Source organism: Vibrio sp. V08_P9A1T1 (assembly GCF_963874405.1).
Classification (GTDB): Bacteria; Pseudomonadota; Gammaproteobacteria; order Enterobacterales; family Vibrionaceae; genus Vibrio; species Vibrio anguillarum.
In genome coordinates this window covers 1-2,388 of sequence record NZ_CAWNIB010000227.1, presented here as the reverse complement: position 1 = coordinate 2,388, position 2,388 = coordinate 1, and the positions used below count along the sequence as shown (strand labels likewise).

Genomic DNA, 2,388 nt, shown 5'->3' with positions numbered 1-2,388 from the left:
GGTTATTATATAGCTAATATCCTTAAAATTAATATTGATTTAGGTCAAAAAACAACGATAAACATTGATAATATGGGGTTTATTTTATTGATTTAAATCAATAAAGCATTTAAAAACAATGAGTTCTACTTTTTTTTAATACATAAAATATTTTTTATTTATTGTTTTGTTGTATTTTTACTACATTTCTAGCGCGTGTTTGACCTAAGTAACAGAAAATCAGACAATTGAAGTCCAATGTTGAAAGTACAAAGTGATTTAATGACAAATAGAATTCAGGGCCGTGGAATGAAATTTATTGGTGCTCATGTATCGGCCTCTGGCGGCGTTGACCAAGCCCCATTGAGAGCGAGAGAAATTGGAGCAAATGCATTTGCTTTATTCACTAAAAACCAGCGCCAGTGGGTTGCTAAACCGCTCGAAGAGGCAACCATTCGCGCTTTTAAGGCTAACTGCCACATGCTTGGTTTTAAAAGTGAACACATTTTGCCGCATGATTCATACCTTATTAATCTGGGCGCGCCAGAAGCCGATAAGCTTGCTAAGTCACGCGAAGCTTTTATTGATGAAATGCAACGTTGCCAGCAACTGGGGCTGACGCTTCTGAATTTTCATCCGGGTAGTCACCTTAAACAAGTCTCAGAAAGTGAATGTCTTGCGACAATTGCAGAATCGATAAACCTTGCACATCAAGCCGTGCCTGAGGTCGTTGCTGTGATTGAAAACACCGCAGGGCAGGGGACGAATCTAGGCTGGCGTTTCGAACATTTAGCCGAAATTATCCAGCAAGTTGAGGATAAATCGCGAGTAGGTGTGTGCCTTGACACGTGTCATACTTTTACTGCAGGTTATGATTTGCGCACAGTTGAGGCGTGCGAGGCAACCTTTTCAGAGTTTGATAGCGTGGTGGGAATGCACTACTTACGTGCAATGCACATCAACGACTCAAAGGCAAAGTTTGCCAGCCGTGTTGACCGCCATCATTCTCTAGGGCAAGGCGAAATTGGTTGGCCATGCTTTGAATTTATTGCCAAAGATGCAAGGTTTGATGGTATCCCATTGATTTTAGAGACAATCGATCCAGACATTTGGGCCCAAGAAATTCAAACATTAAGAGATCTACACGCACAATCGGTAGATTCAGTAGCATCTTAAATAAGTTGGCATCTTTCTTTCATAAAGACAAAGGCATAGCCGCGTCAAAATGAAGGAGGATGTCACTATGTTTCATATGATCTCACGTTCACCATCAATAGCTCGACCACCAGTCCGATTGCCTATACCTAACCGACATGTGAATGGTCAAGGGCATACTCGAACGCCACAAAAATCACATTAACTGGCAAAAGCTCTGTGACATTGACTCATGCAGTGGTGGCTTTTTATGGTTACAATGCTGTAATTAGTTAATTTGCAGAGCGTTGTTATGACTCAATCATTGACTTGGCACGATGTTATCGGCCATGAAAAACAGCAGGAGTATTTTCAACAGACGATAGCGTTTGTTGAAAAGGAAAGGCTGGCGGGGAAAGTGATTTATCCACCTGCTGCTGACGTGTTTAATGCGTTTCGTTTTACCGAATTTGGCGATGTTAAGGTTGTGATTTTAGGGCAAGATCCTTATCACGGGCCAAATCAAGCTCATGGGTTATGTTTTTCGGTGTTACCCGGCGTTAAAACCCCACCTTCACTGGTGAATATCTACAAAGAGCTGGTGCAAGATATCCCCGGTTTTGTTACTCCTCAGCACGGTTACCTAAAAAGTTGGGCCGAGCAAGGGGTGCTATTGCTCAATACCGTATTGACCGTTGAACAAGGTATGGCGCATTCGCACGCTAATACTGGTTGGGAAACCTTTACCGACCGGGTGATTGAGGCGGTAAATCAGCAGCGTGAAGGTGTTGTTTTCCTGTTGTGGGGTTCACACGCGCAGAAGAAAGGCAGCATGATTGATCGCAGTAAACATCATGTATTAGTAGCACCGCATCCTTCTCCTCTTTCTGCGCATCGAGGCTTTTTGGGCTGTAAACATTTTTCAAAGACTAATCAATTACTTATTGAACAGGGGAAAGCGCCTGTGAATTGGCAACCCGTATTGGATAAGTGATTAATTGATGTTTTTTCGAGCAGGGTCAAAACAAGCACGCTGAAGCTTTTATACACTTATCTAAAATAAGTGTAATGGAGAAGCACAATGATGATTGAAAGGATCCGTAGAGAACACGGGTATATGGCGCGTTTGCTTGCCATTTTGCGAGATAAACAACGGCAATTGAGTAATGAACAAAGTATCAACTACTCTTTAGTGAGAGAGATTATTGACTACTTGGCGACGCATTCAGAGTCAGTACACCACCCCAAAGAAGATATTCTCTATCACTATTATAT

Annotated in this window: 3 protein-coding genes; all 3 read left to right on the top strand. The window is 42.0% G+C overall.

Going from position 1 to position 2,388, the window contains the following annotated elements; translation table 11 throughout:
* Positions 1–237: 237 nt before the first annotated feature.
* A complete protein-coding gene (gene nfo, locus AACT21_RS09320) occupies positions 238–1,155 on the top strand; it encodes a deoxyribonuclease IV (protein ID WP_019282352.1) in 918 nt (305 codons plus the stop codon).
* Positions 1,156–1,426: 271 nt separating this feature from the next.
* On the top strand, positions 1,427–2,107 hold the full coding sequence (gene ung / locus AACT21_RS09315; RefSeq protein ID WP_026027958.1) for a uracil-DNA glycosylase: 681 nt from the start codon (positions 1,427–1,429) through the stop codon (positions 2,105–2,107).
* Positions 2,108–2,194: 87 nt separating this feature from the next.
* Positions 2,195–2,388, top strand: a 194-nt coding sequence (locus tag AACT21_RS09310) for a hemerythrin domain-containing protein (RefSeq protein WP_176430170.1), incomplete at its 3' end; no start/stop codon positions are given.